11 protein-coding genes are annotated in these 17,010 nt (G+C 59.2%); 3 read left to right on the plus strand and 8 right to left on the minus strand.

What is annotated here, in order from left to right; translation table 11 throughout:
• Nucleotides 1–9: 9 nt before the first annotated feature.
• The 3 genes from P0R31_RS27740 to P0R31_RS27750 are packed head-to-tail and all read right to left on the minus strand — an operon-like array spanning nt 10 to nt 5,634.
• Nucleotides 10–3,447, minus strand: coding sequence for an SbcC/MukB-like Walker B domain-containing protein (locus P0R31_RS27740; protein WP_275517639.1), 3,438 nt, complete (start codon nt 3,445–3,447; stop codon nt 10–12).
• On the minus strand, nt 3,447–4,088 hold the full coding sequence (locus tag P0R31_RS27745; protein WP_275501559.1) for a DUF4194 domain-containing protein: 642 nt from the start codon (nt 4,086–4,088) through the stop codon (nt 3,447–3,449). Before P0R31_RS27745 ends, P0R31_RS27740 begins: the two co-directional genes overlap by 1 nt.
• Entirely contained in the window at nt 4,081–5,634 is a 1,554-nt protein-coding gene (locus P0R31_RS27750) for a Wadjet anti-phage system protein JetA family protein (RefSeq protein ID WP_275501560.1), read from the minus strand. The genes P0R31_RS27745 and P0R31_RS27750 overlap by 8 nt, the downstream gene beginning before the upstream one ends.
• A 53-nt stretch (nt 5,635–5,687) precedes the next feature.
• On the opposite strand from P0R31_RS27750, the gene P0R31_RS40900 reads away from it, so the two are divergent.
• Nucleotides 5,688–6,089, plus strand: a complete 402-nt coding sequence (locus tag P0R31_RS40900; RefSeq protein WP_338025322.1) for a hypothetical protein — start codon at nt 5,688–5,690, stop codon at nt 6,087–6,089.
• 18 nt (nt 6,090–6,107) lie between these two features.
• Nucleotides 6,108–6,395 (plus strand): GNAT family N-acetyltransferase, encoded by a 288-nt coding sequence (locus P0R31_RS40905; RefSeq protein ID WP_338025323.1) that lies wholly within the window; start codon nt 6,108–6,110, stop codon nt 6,393–6,395.
• Nucleotides 6,396–6,861: 466 nt separating this feature from the next.
• On the opposite strand, the gene P0R31_RS27760 is transcribed toward P0R31_RS40905, so the two are convergent.
• The 3 genes from P0R31_RS27760 to P0R31_RS27770 all read right to left on the minus strand — a co-directional run bounded on the left by P0R31_RS27760 (nt 6,862) and on the right by P0R31_RS27770 (nt 10,528).
• On the minus strand, nt 6,862–7,755 hold the full coding sequence (locus P0R31_RS27760) for an alpha/beta hydrolase (RefSeq protein WP_275501561.1): 894 nt from the start codon (nt 7,753–7,755) through the stop codon (nt 6,862–6,864).
• Nucleotides 7,756–7,867: 112 nt separating this feature from the next.
• A complete protein-coding gene (locus tag P0R31_RS27765) occupies nt 7,868–8,968 on the minus strand; it encodes an NAD(P)-dependent alcohol dehydrogenase (protein WP_275501562.1) in 1,101 nt (366 codons plus the stop codon).
• An 84-nt stretch (nt 8,969–9,052) separates the two neighbouring features.
• Nucleotides 9,053–10,528 carry a benzaldehyde dehydrogenase gene (locus P0R31_RS27770; RefSeq protein ID WP_275501563.1) on the minus strand — a complete coding sequence of 492 codons (1,476 nt, stop codon included), beginning with the start codon at nt 10,526–10,528 and terminating at the stop codon, nt 9,053–9,055.
• Between the two features lie 382 nt (nt 10,529–10,910).
• Here P0R31_RS27770 and P0R31_RS27775 point away from each other — a divergent pair, with 382 nt between their 5' ends.
• On the plus strand, nt 10,911–12,704 hold the full coding sequence (locus P0R31_RS27775; protein ID WP_275517585.1) for a sigma-54-dependent Fis family transcriptional regulator: 1,794 nt from the start codon (nt 10,911–10,913) through the stop codon (nt 12,702–12,704).
• 496 nt (nt 12,705–13,200) lie between these two features.
• Here the strand turns inward: P0R31_RS27775 and P0R31_RS27780 are convergent, their stop codons facing one another.
• Nucleotides 13,201–13,890, minus strand: coding sequence for a methyltransferase (locus P0R31_RS27780; RefSeq protein WP_157287242.1), 690 nt, complete (start codon nt 13,888–13,890; stop codon nt 13,201–13,203).
• A 466-nt stretch (nt 13,891–14,356) separates the two neighbouring features.
• Nucleotides 14,357–16,105: a nodulation protein NodU gene (gene nodU, locus P0R31_RS27785; protein WP_275517587.1), complete on the minus strand. Its 1,749-nt coding sequence runs from the start codon at nt 16,103–16,105 to the stop codon at nt 14,357–14,359.
• Nucleotides 16,106–17,010: the final 905 nt, after the last annotated feature.

Raw genomic sequence — 17,010 nt, forward strand, 5'->3', positions numbered from 1 at the left:
CTTGGCATCCTATTCCGCGGCTATCTTCTTGAGCTCATCATCCGACATGCGATCGGGATCCATCGCTTGTAGCTCCTTGCGAGCACGCTCCTTGAGCTCGGCCACCGTGACCCGAGCGCTCTCACCAATTCGGTCTACCTCGACCACAGTATCGATATGCTCGAGAACTGCGATTCTCTTCTCATTGGGTGCCGCGATGATGATCTGGAGCCCAAGCTTCTTGTAAAAGCTCATCATCTGCCGTTGATTTTTCCCGTCCATCTTGGAAAACGCTTCGTCGAAAATAGCTACCGACATCCCCGAGGGTCGCCCTGCTCCGGACTTGCCGCTTCCGTAAACCGACGCGAGCGACGCTCCGATAGCTACATAAATCGGCACCTGTTGCTCGGCACCGGACCCGGTACCGCGCCGCGTCTCCCACCGGGTCGTCCGGCCGGTGATGATGTCCTGCATGTGGATCTCGAACGTGAAGAAGTTGCGATAGTCCTCGAAGAGACCGAAATCCTTATCTGGATCCTCAAGCAGCGCCTCGATCTCGCGCAAGGTATCGCGATGAGGAAAGTCTTCCGGGACCTCATTCCCCTTGAACAACATGTCGAGCGCCTCCGGTGACGTCTTGCTGATCTCAACGACCTTCAAAATCGGTTGAAACTCGGCCAGGCGCGCGTGGTGAAACGAATACCGCTCATTGTGGAACGGGTGATCGGCTAGACCAAAGTTCATCGCAGAGAGCTCGCGCTCCATTTTGCTGATGCGAGACGTTAAGGCGTTGATAAATTCGCCCCGCAACAAGGTCTTCGCTTTGTCGGCCGCTTCAGCAGCCTGTCGTTCATACCGGCGCAGCTCATTCTCTTCCATTTCCTGGATCAACGTCTCGATCCAGGGCCGCACCTCTTGCAGAGGCTCGCTCTCGGTGCCCACCTGCGACACGACACCGAACTCATCAAAATAGTCTCCGAGCGCTTTTCGAACCCGTCGTTCAATCTTGAACCTATCATCGTCTGCCGCCGCCACTGCTTTCGATGCCTCGGAGGCGATCATCCTATGCCTATCCAGGACCGCCCGCGTCGAAAGGTCGGCGAACCGAGACCCATAGGCCGCACGACCGGAAATACGGTTGTAGAGTTTTCGGTACTGCCCGTACGAAGCCCAAGCTATCTTTGCTCCCAGCTCCGAACCCGAAGTACCCTCTCCAGATTCGATGGTGTGCATAGCAATATCGGCCGCTCTTGTATGCTTGCGATGAGCTTCCTCCTGAAGGGCTCTCTGTCCTGCACGATGACGCTTCAATTCCAACTGGGCTTGCCGCTTTTGCTTCAACCCGCCATCACCAGCGCCGTCGAGCGCGGCGATCCGTTGCTCGAATTCGTTCCGCTCTCGGGCAGACTTCTCAAAGTCTTCGACGATTGCCTTGAAGGAAGGCAACTTGTCGTCGAATATCCTTCCGAGTTGGACGTACGCGGCGTCAGCCAGCTTGGCTGCACCATCAGACTTTGTATGCGCATCCGAAAGCTGCTCGGCTTTCTCCTTGAGGTCATGAAACGCTTGCGTCTGTGCCGCCTTGCCGATCTTGAAATCCGACGGCTCGGCCGCACGATGCGTCCTTACTAAGCCATCGTCGTAGAGACCGTCCTTCATAATCGCCCGCCCCGGTTCATTGAACTGGGCGATCGTATCCGCCAGGCGCACCGTACCATGCCTTCGGACTATAAATGCGATGGCATCCCGATCGTCGGAATTAAAAAGTGCTGGAAACGTTCCAGCACGCGGCCCTGGCCCGTTCGGGTCGAGCTTGTTCAGGCTTACCAACGAAGCACGCCGAAAGTCCCGACGCCCTTCTTTGAAAAGAGCCGTGGCACGAGCGATGTCTGGCCGATCTACGAGAACCGCCTCCCGGTCTCGGCCCAAGAGACCTTCCGCCGCGGCGGTCCAAGAGACATCCGACAGTTCAACGAGGTTACACAGCACGCGGGGCGACATCCCAGCCTGCCGCAATTTGAGACACAAGCGCTCCGTGTCTTCATGCAAATAGATCGAGCTTCCACCACTCAAATGTTGACGAATCCGATCCTCAAGCAACCGAGCTCGTTCCTTTTCGTCTTCGGCCTTCCGGATCAGATCGCGGCGCGCCTGATCCACCTTCATCATCAGCGTCCGATCCGCAGCAAGAAGTCGCGTTTCCGCATCCAGCAAGCTTCCGACGGGCCGCTCAAGCGAAACGCCCGTCGCGGCCCGGGTCAGCCCGGAAATCAACGTAATGAACTCGTCGAAGCCAAACTCCCTCATGGCACTCAGCGCCTGCAGAGAACGGACGGACTCTAGCCTTCTCTCGAACTCGATTGTCGCACGCTGTCCGGCCTGCAAGGAGGACGTCAGCGATTGAGCGAGCGAAGTCCGGCCGCTCTTGGCGTCATGCTCGGAGATTGCGATGTCCAGTCTTCTGATTTCGGTCTCGATCGCGCTCAAGTCTTGATCGATAGAATCCATCTCCGCCTTGGCCGCATCCCGCTTGGCTGCCTCCTCCGTGAACTTCCTGACTTCTACCAGATAAGCGGTACGTGCTCCAAACCAATTGGCGCGTTTCAATATCCATTGTTCCAGAGATCTGCGCTCGTGAGAGTCGGCAAGTTCGACAAGAATGGCTCTCAGTTCGATCAGCGCCTCCAGCTTTTCGCGCATGGTGCGGATCGTATCGTTGATTTTTCGGTAGGTGCGGATTGATTCCCGAAGCTCTCCCACCTTCATATTGTTCTTTTCGAGAATGTAGTTTCGTACAAATTCGGTGGCAGTCTGATCGTGATCCAGCGTCATCGCGTTCACAACGGCCTTTTGAAGCGAATTTGCGTTCTGCTCTCCTACGACGGACGCGTGGGGAACCAGCTTTCGCATATATTCTCTGACATAATCGATCGCCTTGTCCCGGTGATTGACGAAATTCTCTTGCCCGACAGCTGAGACGATCCGGTTGCGGACATCGTCCCATTCTGCCGGAAATCGCTTGCCGTCCCTCACTTCGACGAAGTCCTGCGCCTTCAAAATCTTACCGGTAACGACGAAGCGACCGAGCACAGTCTCGTTGGTCTCCGACCGCCTGGCCTCTATCGCCATTCCGATGCTCACCGGAGGCCGCTTGCCTTCAGTGTCGACAAACCCGAGACAAATATAGGTGCGAGCTTGCTCTCTCTTGCGTTCGTCCTCGCCTAGGGCACCGAGGCAGTAGTCCACAATGGTTCGCTTGGAGGCACTCCGGCTTTTTCCCTTGTCGCCGGCGACCGCGTTGAGCCGCTGAATGTTCTTGTTCCCGCCGGTCAGCACCACTTGGGCCATGTCGAGAATGGTCGACTTGCCAGACCTGTTCTCGCCGAACACGCCGGTATGGCCTGTTAAATCGAAATCCTCGACATCGAACAGGTGCCACTGGACCATAGACACATGACGCAACTCCATCACGGCTCGTCTCCGTCGGCAGCTTGTGGCGCACTTACCTCTTGAGATCGAACGTACCGCTCGATCCGTTGCAGGGCGTCCGAGCCGCTGATCAATTTTATCATCGGACGGATCGCTACCTCGACGTCCTGCGCCTCGCTGTCGAACTCACCGATATCGACGAGGCTCCTTTGGGATGCCTCTTTCAAAATCTCTCGGAAACGGCTCAAAGAGATCGCACTCGAGCCGTTCGGCTGAACCATGTCCTTGTAGCGATCGAACAGATTATTCAGCGTCGTGACGACTATCGCACGATCTTCGACCGCGCCAACATTCACCTCATCTTGCCAGTGGGCGGCTAACACTAGAATGACGATCGTCTCGTCGAGCTTCATTCGCGGCAACGGCACGTCCTCGCCGACAGCGGTGATGCCTGCCCACTGGGCCTCAGTGTCGCGGTGCACGCGATACCCACAACTATCAAAGAACTCGTCGATCACCGACCGAAAGCGACCATCCATGATAACGTTGAAGATCGCGCCGGTTCGCGGATCGCCGGCAAACAGGAATTGTCGCCTCAACAGGAAGTGTACCGCCTTTCTAAGGTCGGCCGCCTTTTCGACGCCCAGACTGCGCTCGATCGCTTCGAACTCACTAAGCATGGCGACGCCTCGCACCGGCATGGCGCCTGACGATGAAGTTAGAGCACCTTAGCCACTCGCTGTCATGGGGCGGCGAATCCGAAGAAAACTCGAGCTCGAAGTGAAGGCCAACCTCCGGCGGAATTTCGTTGCTCAACGCAAATCTGCGTGCGGCATCAAATGCAAGGAAATCGTCAACCGTCTCGAGCGCCATGAAGCGCGCTTCTCTCGTCCCCGCGACAGGCACCTGGGATTCGAGAAAGCGTTGAACTTCCTTGGGACTCGGCGCAATTCTCTCGATGTATTGTCTGCGCAACTTCTTTCGGAGTTCGTAGAGAGGATCGTCGGGCCAATCGCGCAACGGCTTCAGTTCGATAGGCTTGCGCGGCTCGCGGCTCGGCGCGTGATGGAATTCCGACCACGGCGACCGAAGCGGCTCAAGACTCCATTCGACTGTAGCGTTTGCGTGGCGCCCTCGCGCGATGAGGTCGTCGAGGCGGCGCACCAGATCCCCCGCCCGCCCTACCAGGCCGTGGGTTCCTCGCTCCGCGTATTTAATGGTGTTGCGGACGCGCGCCTCCAGTTGGCGGCGGAAGGTCTCGATCCGCTCAAACATTTCCCCGATATGACCGAACGTGCTTTCGATCGCTAGCAGATCACCCTCAACGTCGAGGCTGGCCTCCGACATCGACGGCGAAACACCCGCCTTCACGTACTCCTCCGACAATACCTGCATCGTCGCGGGCGTATGAGCGATCCTTCTTGCGAGATCGACAATGGCATCCCTGAACCGGTACGGATGGTTGAACGTTAGGATGGACTGGAAGTCGCGCAGCAGAAGTTGCTCGACGAATTCCTCGAAGAAGGCTTCGAGCCGGTCGCCGACCGTCTTCGACTCCATCACGGTCCGTCGGATTCTCTTCAGATCCGAAAGAATGGCCCGAAGGCTCTTGGTGAACTGATCGACCTGGTTGCGTGCTTCACGAAGGGCAAGGGCGACCTCCCGTTGCTTCGGGTCAACAATCTCCGGGTTGAGCTTCTCCACTGCCTCGAGGTTCACGCGGACAGTCACTATGAGCCCGCCAAACCTTTGTGAGACGTCCTTATTCAAGCTTGCCAGACGCTGGATCACCAACAGCGGTCCCATCGACATGTCGACAGTAACGCGAAGGCCGTACTCCTCCTCTTCGAGCCAGCCCCATGAGATAAGCCTTTGATATACTTGGCGGGCGATCAGCAGAGCCCGATCCGCCTGTTCCGTCTTCGCTGCTGCAGCGCGTTTAATCCGCCTGCGCCCCGCGGAAATGACCTCCGGCAACGGATCGCCGAAGTCGTCGTTTTCGTTCCAAAGCGACGGATTGGCCCGCATGACGTCGTAGACGGCATGCGTGACTTCCTGCGGGGTCGGGAACGCGGGAGCGCCAGTGAAAAAACGTTCGTACAGATCCAGCAAAACCAGCGAATACAGGTGCTTATGGTCCCGCGAAAAGGCCAAAAACGCATCGTCATGAAGGTATCTAAATAACAACGCTTCGCCCCCAGCGGCTGGTTCGGCCTGAAGCCCCACCTACCAGCTAAACCCCGTTCCCTTTCCGTTCATGCTAGAACGACAAGCAGCGGTTGTCCATCGGACTAAGACCAATCGACCACGGCGTCCGGCGGAAGAAACCGCGCCTGATCGTCGCGGTTCAGCTCTGCAACCGCTTAGGGGCCAATGGAGGACGGTATTTTCGCACCCGGTTTGAGCAGCTTAACGGCGGATCCGCGCCTGTCATTGATAAGAATTTCCTGCTAGTGGTTCTCCATACGCTGGGAGATTCATTGAAAGTATTTGCCATGCCCTGGCGAGCGATGGAGCCCGACCATCTTCCCGGAGTTCGCGGTATCGCAGATCGCGTCCACCTGAACTACCCTGAGGATGAGGCCGTTTTCTCCGAACGGCTGGAGCTGTACCCTGAGGGATGTTTCGTGCTCGAGCGCGCGCGGGACGGCTTGACCGGCTACATCATCAGCCATCCTTGACATTTCAAGAAGCCCCCCGTGCTGAATGTCCTTTTGGGCGCGGTCGCCGAGCCCGCTTCCACCTACTATACTCATGACATCGCGCTGCTGCCGGAGGCACGCAGCAATGGTTCGGCTTCCGAAGCCGTGCTCAAGCTGGTCAGGCACGCGAAAAACGCGCGATTTCCCAACCTCTCGCTGGTGGCGGTCAACAATTCAGTGAAGTTCTGGGAGGGACACGCTTTCCGAACGCTGGACGCGGATTTGAACCAGAAGCTCGCAAGCTATGATGCGCGGGCAAAGTATATGGTTCTTGAACTGACGTGATATCTCCGCACTTAGTTTCCTTGGGCCGAGGTGTTGCTTCACGAAGACGCACGAGTCACGCCACTGCTGATCTGCCAGGCGCAGCGCTTATTGGCTTCACCCTCCGCGCGGTACCCTCGGAGGCCAAGCCAGCATAGAGCCGACGCAGCTCACATGTGATCGCGCGAACAGCGCGCTCGTCAAGACCCCAGCAGGCTATCGGCGTCCCATGTTCTGCTCAAGCTGAAGCAACCGCAAGAAACTTTTTTAGTCGCGGGAAGAGAGTGCGTCGCCATGGCGGCCGCAAGCGGACAACGCCATGACTGGACAAGCGAGCTGGCAATTTACGGCACGACACAATCAAATGCAGCCGCTGTCGTCGCTACAGTGAAGCGGCTGTAATGTATCCGAATGCGATCCGCTTGACGGACTATTGAACTGACGTCTCTCAGGGGGACTCCTTACGCCCAAAATCCCGTGAACGCCTTCAGGGATCAACAAGGTGCCCTCGCGCGAAGGCCGCTACCTCTTCGATCGAGGTCATACCTTCGTCGAGCATCGGCGCAAACAATTGCCAGGAGTGGCACATGCCATCCCAGACCTTCAGCTCAGCAAAGACGCCCGCCTGACGGAGACGCTCAGCGAGTTGCACGCTGTCGTCGCGCAGCAGTTCCCACGATCCGACGTGAATCAACGTCGGCGGTAGCTTCGACAGATCACCATTCAGCGGCCTAAGATAAGGCGACGTTGGAATGCTGGCGCCGAAATAGGCGTGCCTGAACAGCTCGACCAGTTGGGGGGTGAGCAGGGGAGCGTCGGTGGCGGAGCGGAACGACTTGCTCTGTCCGGTAAAGTCCAGCGCCGGCGACATAAGAGCCAACGCACCCGGAATGGGCAGCCCTTCATCGCGGGCACGCATCGCGGTCGATATGGTGAGGTTACCGCCCGCCGAGTCGCCGGACAGGCAAATTGCGGATAGCGCGAAGCCATGCTCCAGCGCCCATTTGTATACGGCGAGCGCATCGTCGTGGGCGGCGGGCGCCGGATGTTCAGGCGCGAGCCGATAGTCCGCGGCGAGGACGGCAACGCCCGAGGCACGCGCGAGATTAGCGGCGACGACGCGGTGCGAGCGCGACGAGCCAAAGAAAAAACCGCCGCCGTGGTAATGGATGATCAAGTACTTGTCGTTCGAGTTAGGATAGTGGATCAGGTCGCCCCCGACAGGCCCCGATGATACCCGCTTGATCATTGCGCCGGCTGGGATCGGCGTCTGCGCGTTGATCGCCTCGAACCATGCGCGCATGTCCGCCGGGCTGCCATTGCCGGGCGGCGGGAATTGCGCGCTCGTTTGCAAAATCGCAGCGAGCTGCTGCTTGGACATGTTTCCTCTTGTTCGAAGATGAGCGGAATGCCGGTGGATCGGTCTGTGCCATTTTTCCTGAAGGCCGGCGAGGCGCCAGGCCCGGCGCCTCGCGCGCTGGGAGTGATCTTTTTCAGTCCATTCGCACGATCGGTTTAATTACGGCGCCGCTCTCGGAATCGAAGATCGCAGAATTGATCTCATCGAGGGTGTAGAACTCAACGAGCTTGTCGAACGGGAAACGGCCGCTTCGGTAGAGATCGATCAGCTCCGGGATGAAGAATGCAGGATCGGAGTCACCCTCGACGATGCCGATCAGGCGGCGGCCACCGCTCATGAAATGCGTCTCGTTGAGCACGATCTCCGCATCCGGCCCAGACGCGCCGAGAATGCCGCAGGTGCCGCGAGGGCCAAGGCTCTCCACGGCGTTGCGGATCACCGCGGGCTGGCCGGTCGTGTCGAGTGCGAAATTCAGGCCCGAGCCGGTGATCTGCATGATCGCCTCGACCGGGTTGGTTTGGCGCGGATCGATCACATGGGTGGCCCCAAGTGATCTGGCGATCTCGAGCCTTGCCGGGTTGATATCTACCGCGATGATGGTGCTTGCACCTATGACCTTGGCCGCCATCAGCGCCGACAATCCGACCGATCCGGATCCGAACACCACGAAGGATTGCCCGGCGGTAACCTTCAGAGCGTTCATCACCGCACCAGCGCCGGTCTGCACGCCGCAAGCTAGCGGCCCGAGCAGTTCGAGCGGGACTTCGGACGTGACCTTCACCACATTAACCTCGTGGCAAAGCGCGTGCGTTGCGAACGACGACTGGCCGAAGAAATTGCCATTTATTCGAGCGCCGTCCGCCGACAACGCGCTCGATCCATCCGCGCGCGTGGCGAAGAAGTTGCGCGGGAAGAATTCATGGCAGTAGCTTGCGGCGTGATCCTTGCAGCTCGGGCACCTGCCACAGGAATTGAAGGTCATTACGACGTGGTCGCCGGGCTGCACCTTGGTGATCGCATCCCCCACCGCTTCGACGACGCCAGCTCCTTCGTGACCGAGCACGACCGGCAAGGGCGTCGGCAGCATGCCGTCGCGGACGACCAGGTCAGTGTGACAGACCCCCGTGGCTTTGACCTTGACGAGGATCTCGTCGGGGCGCGGGGGTTCGAGCTCAATTGTTTCAAGCTTGAGCGGCGCGCCCGTTTCGCGGGCCACGGCGGCACGAATCTTCATGCCTAGCCTCCAAAAGTCAGGTGGTTTGAGGCGCAAGCTTCCGGCACGCAAGCGCCGGAAGCTGTGTGGTATCTGCGAAGGGGCTCAAAACGGATACGGCGTCGCCTGAGGCTTCTCCGAGGTCCACGTCCACTGTGTGAACTCTTCCCAGATCGCCGGACCGCTGAGCCGGCTGCCATTGCCGGAACGGCCGCGCCCGCCGAACGGAGCGAAGGGCCCGCCGTTGACCGTCTGGTCGTTGATGTGGAGCTGGCCGACCTCAAGGCGATCGCCCACGGCGCGCGCCCGCGCGATCGAACCGGAAATCACGCCGGCCGCCAGGCCATAGTCGGAACGGTTGGCGAGCTCGACGGCTTCATCGTCGTTAGCGAAACTGACGAGGCAGGCAACGGGGCCAAAAATCTCCTCCTCGAATGCGCGCATACCTGGCTTCACGCCGGCCAGCACGGTCGCTTGGTAATATCGCCCCTCGTGGCCGCCGCCGGCCATCAGCCGCGCGCCTTTCGCCACCGCATCATCGACGATTGCTTGGATCTTCGCGACTTGTGCGTCGCTGATGATGGGGCCAAGCGCAACTTGGCCGGACGACGGATCGCCGGCGGGCAGATGTCGGGCCTTCGCGGCGATCTTCATCGCCAGCGCATCGGCGATGTTTGCATGCGCGAGCACGAGGCCAGTCGACATGCAGATCTGTCCCTGATGCAGGAACGCACCCCAGGCGGCATTGGAGGCTGCGACGTCAACATCGGCATCATCGAGAACGATCAGCGAATTCTTGCCGCCGAGTTCGAGTTGCACCTTCTTGAGATGACGACCTGCAACCTCACCAACCTTGCTGCCGCCCTCGGCGGACCCTGTGAAGGAGATCATCGCGATGTTGGGATCGGCGCACATCGCCTCACCTGCGGCCGCCCCGCCGGGCACTACCTGCAGCACTCCCTTGGGCAGGCCCGCATCCTCGAAGACGCGCGCGATGATGATACCGCCTGATACCGCAGTGCGGGGATCAGGCTTGTGGACGACAGCGTTACCCACCGCGAGCGCTGCGGCGATGGCCCGGATGGAGAGCACCAGCGGGAAGTTGAATGGCGAGATCACGCCAACTACGCCATGAGGCACGCGCTTGGCCGTGTTGGATCGTCCATGCTCCACCGACGGCAGCAGGATGCCATTCGGCTCAACCGCAACCGCAGCCGCATGCCGCACGAACCCTGCACCGTGCTCGATCTCGATCGCAGCCTTGGGCTTGGTCGAACCGCTCTCGCGCATGATCCAGCCGATCAGCTCTTCGCCGTTCTGCTCGAGCAGATCGGCCGCTTTATTGAGGATTGCTGCGCGCTCCTGCGGCAGTCTCAAAGCCCATGCCAGCTGGGCCTGGCGCGCCTCGCGCGCGGCCTTCGCGATGTCCTTGGGATCGGCGATGCCGACCGAACCCAGCACCGCGCGCGTCGCCAGGTCATTGATGTCCATGACGCCGCCGTCGGTGACGCTCCACTCGCCCAAGAACGCCTTGCCGCGCCAGCGGTCGATGGCAATGAAATCGCGCGCCTGCATATTCATGGATAGTTTCTCCCCCGCTTCGCGCGGAATAATTAATGGTGCGGCCGTTGCGACCGCGGCTTGCCGGGAGAAAGAGGTGCAAGGGCGGCCCCGCGCGCGGCGGCCTATGGCGCGCCGCACTGCTGGTAGGAGACCGTAAGCCGGTTCTCTTGCTTCGCTTCCTCCCGCGAACGGCTCAGCAATTAGCAAGGTCGGTGCCAGCCAACGCGGGTGACTCCAACCAAATAGCGAGTTCGTTTAATTTCCCAGTCAGACCAGCTGGTTAGCTCTCTTACCGCTCCACACAATTCCTCTTGGCCAAGGGTCTTCCACCCTCGAAAATTATGAAATAATGAAGGATCTCGTCGAGACATTCACTATTTCATGAACACAAAGGCGCCTCATGAGGAGGGATGAAACCCGGATTTCTCTGGCGGAAGCATCCCGCCGCGCAGCGCGGATTCTCACTCGCGGCGCCAGCAGCGAGCTCGAGACCGGCGCTGCGCCGACGTTCGATGATCTCGCCGAGTCGCTTCATTTCGCGCTCGGCGACGGTCGCATCTGGCTCAACGATCAGCGCATGGTGCTGATGCAGTCACAGGTGCTCGGGCGCCTGCGCACCGAGATCATTGACGCCTTCGGGGTCGAGACCGCGAAGGCGCTGTTCATGCGCGTGGGTTACATGCAAGGCATGCGCGACGCCGAGTTGATTCAGAAGCGCTTTCCGAACGAGGACCTCACTCACGCGCTCGCGGCCGGGCCGCGCGTGCATACGCTGGAGGGCTTCGTCAAGGTGACGACGCGGCATTTTGAATTTGACAGCGACAAGTGCACATACTTCGGCGAATTCCTGTGGGAGGACTCCACGGAAGCCGCTGAGCACCTTGCGAGCTATGGCCTCGCCAGCGAACCGGTCTGCTGGCTTCAGATCGGTTACCCCTCCGGCTACACCACCAAGCTGTGCGGCTGGCCCGTCATCTTCCGCGAGGTCGAATGCGTCGGCATGGGCGCGCCACGTTGCGTCGTGGTCGGCCAGCACGCCGAGGCATGGGGCGACGACGCGCCGGAGCGCAACTATTTCGGCTTGGAATGGAAGAGCCGCTCGATGCACGCGATCGGAAAGGTCCCCGTCGCAGCAGACCAAAGCCCCGCCGCCGCACGCGATGACAGCACAGTCGCGGTCGGCGTCTCGGCGGCGTTCGTCCGCACCCGCCGTCAGCTCGAACGCGTCGCCACGACCGACGCCACCGTGCTCTTTGTTGGAGAATCGGGGGTCGGCAAGGAGCTGTTCTCCAGTCAGTTGCACGCCATGAGCCGGCGCAGCAGCGGTCCGTTCGTAGCGATCAACTGCGCGGCTATCCCGGAGCAGCTCGTCGAGTCAGAATTATTCGGCGTGGAGAAAGGCGCCTATACCGGAGCCATCGCCTCGCGCGCCGGCTATTTCGAACGCGCCTCTGGGGGCACGTTGTTTCTCGACGAGATCGCGTCGCTGACCTATTCGGCCCAGGGCAAGCTGCTGCGGGCGCTGCAGGAGCGCAAGATCGAACGAGTCGGCGGCACGAAGACTATCTCGCTCGACGTTCGTGTGGTGGCGGCATCCAACGTCGATCTGACCGCCGAGGTCGCGGCCGGCCGCTTCCGGCAGGATCTATATTTCCGGCTATGCGTGTTTCCGATTGCGATTCCGCCGCTGAGGGAGCGGCGCGACGACATCCCACTGTTGATGGCGCATTTTCTCGGTATTTATTGCACGCGCCACGGCCGGCAGCTTATCGGCTTCAGCCGTCGCGCCACTGAGGCGCTACTCAAATACGACTATCCGGGCAACATCCGCGAACTGCAGAACCTGGTTGAGCGCGGCGTCGTCTATGCCGACGACGGCAGCACCATAGACATCGGTCATCTGTTCAGCGCATCGGAGCTGCTGCCGCCATTCGCAATCCAGCTCACAAGTGAGGGACGACTGGGACGCACGCCGTTATTTGGAGTGGATCCACCTTCAGCCCAAGGCAACAACACCGTTTCGGTCAACGGAGGCGGATCGTTGCCGGACGGCTCGTTTGCAGAAATGGAGGCCGCCGCCTATCGCTCCGCGCTGGTCCAAGCAGACGGTAACGTATCGGCAGCCGCGCGCCTTTTGAAGATCAGCAGACCAAAACTCGACTATAGACTTCGCCGTCTTGGCATAAAGCCATAGCGATCCATTCTTCCACTCACATCAGTGGAACGCGCTTTTTACTTGGTATCGAACTGTGGTGTTCCTGTTTTGCGAAGCCGATCCCATTGAAGAACCTGGCTGTCCGCAATGATAATCCAGGAACTTTCAAAGGAGGCACATTAGCCTTGCTCCTCTCCTTTTCACTACAGGCGATAGGCCATGATCGGCCTCTCCAAGAGCCAGGGCATCACGACCGCGCGATGAGTTTCGAAGACAAGCTGAAGTCTCGAGCGACTACTCGAAGCGCGAGGCTAACCGTGGATTAACAGCTACCTACGTGAAGGTACGCCAGAATGGGCTTTTCACGGATTCGGTCATCATCGCCGTCAGTTACCGCGACATAAATGTTGAGCGCGGCTCGTCGGCCGGAAAAGTACCGCGAGCTTTATGACTTTTACGAACCGAGCCGTGTAGCGTCTCGACCTCCTTTTTGGGCGCATGCTCGGCCCGAAAGGTACCCGAGATCGACGAGCTTTCATCGAGCCGTGAGTTCCCAAATGATCCGGACGTGCCCATCTGGAATCGAGGGTCGGAAAATATGCATATCTCTGACGCGCAGCTCACTCTCATCAATCAAATTCAGGACTCGGCCGACATCTCCCTGATCAGAGAAAAGCACATACATCACGCCGTTATCATTTAGGTGGAGGTGCGCACCCTTCAGCGCCGAGGCCATGACATTGTGCTCTTCATCGAAGCAAGAGCGCTCCAGGTCATCTTTCGCTTTACGATTCCAATAGGGGGCGGCAAAGAGAATGATGTCGAATTTTTCTCCAGACTGCAGCCCAGAATAGGTGTCGCTATAGCGCACCTCGGCTTTGTCCGAGTAGCCTAATCGCTCGATGTTTATCTTCGTCGTGAGAACGGCTTGCGGATTTATGTCGAGAGCCACGAGACAGCCTGCGCCGGCACGGAGGGCTGCAAGCCCCAGCACACCTGATCCGCATCCCAGATCGAGGACTGTCGCACCAGGTTCGATGTGCCACTTCGACATCAAGGCGTCCGGACCGTGACTTAGGCGCGGTGACAGAACGCCAGGCAGGACGTGTAAGGGCAGGCCGCTTACTTCCACGTCGTGCGGGCGCTCGCATAATCGCAGTTCAGCTAGCATTGCATCTACGTCCGTCGTTTGGCGCCGTACAGATACGGCGATCGGGGCATTCATCTAACTCTCCATCTCTTGGCGAAAACAACATCGCGAGTCGTCGGACCCGATCCGGCTATCAGTCCGGTCTGGGCGAACTGCTACAGCGGCCCGCAGGCAAGCTGGGAAACCGGATAGGCGGACTCATGGTGCTCTCCCTCAACCGACTGGCAACGATAGCGCGGCTGTTCCCGAGCCTGTTCTCTCGCACATGGACACACGGCTTTAGCGAGCATCTGTCTTACACGTCTGAATGCACTGCCATACTCGGTGTTACTACCTCCCAATAGCAATGACCGTGCCAAGAACGCCAAGCGCAGCAAGCTCATGATGACGCTTTGCGGCATGCCGGCACTGGCTCGCCGGGCACCGTGATTTGCCTGGTCCAGTGGTAGCTATGCCGAGGGCCATACATGGAATCGTCTTCTTGCCCGCACGACACAGCCCGAAGTCCTCTCCCGGCGTAAGGTTGGCCGACGTCCGGTGGTCAAAGGCTCGGCGTCATATCTCTCCCCAGCAAGATGGATTTTACCGTAGACATGCGCTCATTCTTAGCGGGAAGATGCGGTTGGACCGCCAATTGTTCACTAAGTTTCGTCCACAGCATGCCATCGCACCACACATGCTCAACGCCTCCCCACTGGCAAGCCGCTGCGACATTCGGGAAGAACCCACGCCCGCGGTGGTTAGCACTCGTGTTGCAAAGCAGTGGAATACCGGTCAGTTTTTCATATTCGACGAGAAGCTTGGCGACTTTGTGCTGAGACGTTCTGGAAATGGTCTGCAATCGCGCCGTTCCGTCCAGATGTACAACGGCGGGTACCTTGTCCCGCCACTCTGGTCGTGTCTGATGATCGAAGAGCATGTAAGGATCCGGCGTTCCAGGACTGAAAATGTCCGGGGCACGATCTTCCAAGCATATCGGAGCCACCGGCCGGAAGTGTTCGCGAAGTTTGATGTCGTTGAGATGATCCTTCATTCGCGGCGACGTCGCGGCTGCGAGAATGCTTCTGCTGCCCAGTGCTCGAGGCCCAAGCTCGGCGCGGTCGGCAAGGAAAATCACCGGCTTGTTGCTGGCGAGAATGGCCGCAAGTTCACTCATGCTACACGGCGCTGCGTCCCATTCGGGCGGCACGTCGCTCGGCTTCAGGGCTGGACCACTATAGACTGACCATCGTAGCGGCACGAAGCCTTTGTCCGCCGCCATAGCGCAGCAAGCGGCACCGATTGCTGATCCACTGTCATTCGGAAAGGGCGGCACCCAGACAGCATCGAAGAGACCGGCAGCACGTAGTGCACTGTTCCATTTGATATTGAGCGCGCAGCCGCCCGTTATACACAAGTTGCGTGCCGGCAAATGCGAATGCCGCTGCAAAGCAAGCGCCATTTCGCGCACGAGCAGACGTTCATGGAAAGAATGAAATGATGCAAGCACATCTTCGCAAGCCTTGGACTTCAACCGCAGCGCGCTGGCATCGACGTAATCATGCACAGCTTCAAGCGCAGACTCCGGAGTGTCGGGACGGGTAAGCGCCGTATTGGTCCCAAAGTGTTCATCGTAGAGTTCCTGAAACACCGTGACTATGTTTTCATCAACCGAGCCTAGCGCGATGTAGGCCATCAACTTGCCGGCAACGCCGAGGTCCCAATTGGTGCGGCTCGCCTGCTTATATGGTCCGAAGTGATAGCCCGCGGCAGCATAGGCGTGCCCAATCATTGGGAACAGGCATTCGACGAACCGGGCTCCGCGGCGTTCTACATAATAAAGACGTGGAAAGGTGCCACCGTCCCACACAAGACAGAACGCAGGTTGCCCGGCTTCCGCAAAGGGGCTGGTGCAGTATGCGGCGGCCACATGGCCCGTGACGTGCGGATAGCTTTTGTATGGGAAGGACCTGCCGTCCAGCATCAGGCCAGTGCCGTCACGCGACGTTAGCAGGCCATCGGCGCGACTTTCAATATACGGCGCACCTTTGAGACTGAGTGGCGTCGCCCCACTGAGGACCTGCAACTGCGACTCTCCCTCTCCCCACCAGCCGTCAAGGACGAAGTGATCAACATCCGACACATCCAGCCCCTGCTCCGCCAAGGCCACGACAACTGCATCGAGATTGTCGATGGCTTGATATCGCGGATTGTTGTTTCGCTTCTCCTGCTCGACACAAAAGACAAGCCGTCCGTCCTCGATAAGAGCGATTGATCCGTCATGCGTCAGCTTGATACCGCAGATGCGCATAGTGTCTCCATGTTTGGACCCTAACGATTCGATTGATTTGAAGATCGACTTTGATGCTGAAAGCGGGCGAGCAAGCAGACGCGCTCGACACGATCAAGCCTTCGTTTAGCGCTTTGCTGAACCGCCTCTACACCAGCGGTGTCACGCCAAGTCTCCCGCGGAAGCCATTACGCGCCGACCGTGTAACGGATGGCCACCCGGCGTGATCGCTCGCCCTAGTTTTTGGGTGACCAGTACGCATCTGAGCCATGTCAACCAGGTAAGAGAGGCCTTCGGCCATCGCGTTCGCCCCCCCTGCCTGGTCGCGGTCGGATTTCGGATCCCGACTTATCTTTACCTCACATCCTCGGTGGCAGCCTTGTGATAGCCGACCGGCGACGTCATCGTCGCTTGGCTGATTAAAACTCAAAGGCCGTGTCCCATTCTGTCGTCCTCGCCGGTAGCAGCTGCACGATTTGGGCCAGTGCGAGCTAGAGGAATATCTCGGGATTTTTGGCCGAATGTCGCGTGTGCAGACATGCTGGCGATTCGCTGACATTTGGCACGTTTGGTTTCGGACAGAAGTTCAGACTGCGCTTGCCTGATCATGTTGAGCTCCCGAAAGCTGCCCAGCGGGCGAGGCCCGGCGTATGGACCGGCTTCTGGTAATGCCTCGCTCGGTGCCGACCGCGAGTTGTTGCAAGATGTGCTGTGCTGATGGGCTAGTCGGCCGCCGATAACGGCCTGCTTTTGCGGTATGGCCTGATGAACAGTCCCCTGTGCGCCAGCGCCGTGTCACGGCACGCAGACGTTGGGAGCTATTGAGCGACGGCGATCCCTGTCGCAGCTTGAAATTGGGGATCAAACCTTTTTTGAAGCGACCACTGCTGCCCCTCCACCGATCTCAGACCACTCTTGTGGGGACA

Origin of the sequence: Bradyrhizobium yuanmingense, assembly GCF_029167105.1 — a bacterium.
GTDB lineage: Bacteria > Pseudomonadota > Alphaproteobacteria > Rhizobiales > Xanthobacteraceae > Bradyrhizobium > Bradyrhizobium yuanmingense_A.

What these genes read in the sequence shown, in the direction of transcription:
- nodU (WP_275517587.1), bottom strand. Translation starts at nt 16,105, where the DNA reads ATGCGCATCTGCGGTATCAAGCTGACGCATGACGGATCAATCGCTCTT.
- P0R31_RS27765 (WP_275501562.1), bottom strand. Translation starts at nt 8,968, where the DNA reads ATGAAGATTCGTGCCGCCGTGGCCCGCGAAACGGGCGCGCCGCTCAAG.
- P0R31_RS27760 (WP_275501561.1), bottom strand. Translation starts at nt 7,755, where the DNA reads ATGTCCAAGCAGCAGCTCGCTGCGATTTTGCAAACGAGCGCGCAATTC.
- P0R31_RS27740 (WP_275517639.1), bottom strand. Translation starts at nt 3,447, where the DNA reads ATGGAGTTGCGTCATGTGTCTATGGTCCAGTGGCACCTGTTCGATGTC.
- P0R31_RS27780 (WP_157287242.1), bottom strand. Translation starts at nt 13,890, where the DNA reads ATGAATGCCCCGATCGCCGTATCTGTACGGCGCCAAACGACGGACGTA.
- P0R31_RS27745 (WP_275501559.1), bottom strand. Translation starts at nt 4,088, where the DNA reads ATGCTTAGTGAGTTCGAAGCGATCGAGCGCAGTCTGGGCGTCGAAAAG.
- P0R31_RS27770 (WP_275501563.1), bottom strand. Translation starts at nt 10,528, where the DNA reads ATGAATATGCAGGCGCGCGATTTCATTGCCATCGACCGCTGGCGCGGC.
- P0R31_RS27775 (WP_275517585.1), top strand. Translation starts at nt 10,911, where the DNA reads ATGAGGAGGGATGAAACCCGGATTTCTCTGGCGGAAGCATCCCGCCGC.